The organism is Ornithinibacter sp., from assembly GCF_035443565.1.
Classification (GTDB): Bacteria; Actinomycetota; Actinomycetes; order Actinomycetales; family Dermatophilaceae; genus Fodinibacter.
Genome location: NZ_DAORSO010000155.1, coordinates 1 through 1,447, shown reverse-complemented (window position 1 = coordinate 1,447; position 1,447 = coordinate 1). Strand labels below are relative to the sequence as shown.

The 1,447-nt window shown below is 73.5% G+C and carries 2 protein-coding genes; both read right to left on the bottom strand.

Going from position 1 to position 1,447, the window contains the following annotated elements; genetic code table 11:
• Positions 1-211: 211 nt before the first annotated feature.
• Positions 212-889 carry a DUF8185 domain-containing protein gene (locus PLL68_RS12305; protein ID WP_324534493.1) on the bottom strand — a complete coding sequence of 226 codons (678 nt, stop codon included), beginning with the start codon at positions 887-889 and terminating at the stop codon, positions 212-214.
• On the bottom strand, positions 886-1,392 hold the full coding sequence (locus tag PLL68_RS12300; protein WP_324534491.1) for an acyl-CoA thioesterase: 507 nt from the start codon (positions 1,390-1,392) through the stop codon (positions 886-888). The genes PLL68_RS12305 and PLL68_RS12300 overlap by 4 nt, the downstream gene beginning before the upstream one ends.
• Between the last annotated feature and the right edge of the window lie 55 nt (positions 1,393-1,447).

Sequence of the window (1,447 nt, the reverse complement as noted above, 5' to 3'; positions counted from 1 at the left end):
CACGTGCACGTGTGGTTCCACTCGTGGTCGCGCGAGGACGCGACCGAGATGCACCGCCTGCTCGACCTCGGGGTCGACGGCATCGTCACCGACCACATCGACGTGCTGCGCGACGTCCTGGCCGAGCGCGGCCACCCGCTCACCGCACCCACCCACTGACGTCCGGCAGGGTGGTGGCTGAAGCAGCCACCGTGCCGGACACAAGGTCAGGTCAGCGGAGCAGGACGTGGCCACCCGGGGCGGTGAGCCGAGTCCACCGGTTCGACCGGAAGACGGCCACCGGCTCCCCGGGCGCCAGGAAGCCCAGCGCATATGCGGCGAAGGCACCACCGGCGCGCACCACGGTGCTCGGGTCCGGCATCCCCTCATCGACGGTGAGCAGGTCGGGGTGCGGGCCGGACGCCTCCCGGACGTCACGCGCCCAGACCCGATCACGCACGAAACCGCCGGCGGCACCGCGCTCGCGAACGGCATCCGACACCTCGACGAGCCCGTCGCGGGCCACAGCGGCGAGGAGGTCACCGGGGAGGGCGCCAGCCGGCTCCCAGGGGCCGCGCGGCGGGGTGAGGGCCGACCACGGCGCGAGGGCTCGGGTCGGGGGGATCGGGAGTTCGCGGCCACCTCCGCGATGGGTGCGGTCGGTGATCGCCCCGAGCGGCACGATGACGTCGAGGTCGGCGGGGGTCGCGAGGGCGAAGGTGCGCAGACCCAGGACGGTGCCCTCGGCGAGGATGCCGGACCCTGGAAGAACACCCACCCACGCGGCTAGGACTCCCCCGGCGGCTTGGAGGCGCATGCCGCCCTCGGCATCGACGGCCCGGGCGCGGGCCGCGTAGCGCCCGAGGTCCTCGAGCGACTGCTCGTCGACGAACTCCAGCGTGTCGGTCATCGGCCGGCCCACCGGAAGCTCACGGGCTCGCCGGAATGGCGGGTCAGTTCGGCACGAACCTCGGGTGAGAGGCGCCGGGGGCGGGCCGTCGAGAAGTCGTAGAGCACGAGGCCGGTCTCGGCGACCGCATACACGGCGTCACCGACCGCTGCCGGGTCCCGCACGACGTAGCCGAGGTCGAAGCCGGCGCCGTGCACGTGGCTGACCCACATCGCCACCTCGACCGGAGCGGGGCGGAAGGTCAGCGGGGCGCGGTACTCGATGGCGTGGCGCGAGACGACGATGCCCTCGTCGAGCATCGAGGGGCGGCCGAGGAACCACTCGCGGATCGCGACGACCCGGGCGTCCTCGAGCAGGCGGAGGAACTGCACGTTGTTGACGTGGCCGTAGGCGTCCATGTCCGACCAGCGCAGGGGGACGTCGACCCGGTAGGGCTCGGCATCCGGGGCAAGGGGCGGCTCTGCGGCGGGGTGCGCCGAGGCGGGCTGCGCTGGGTCTGACATGCCCCCATCCTCGCAGCCCGCGCAGGGTCGTGGCCGAGTGGTCGACTGGCTTGGG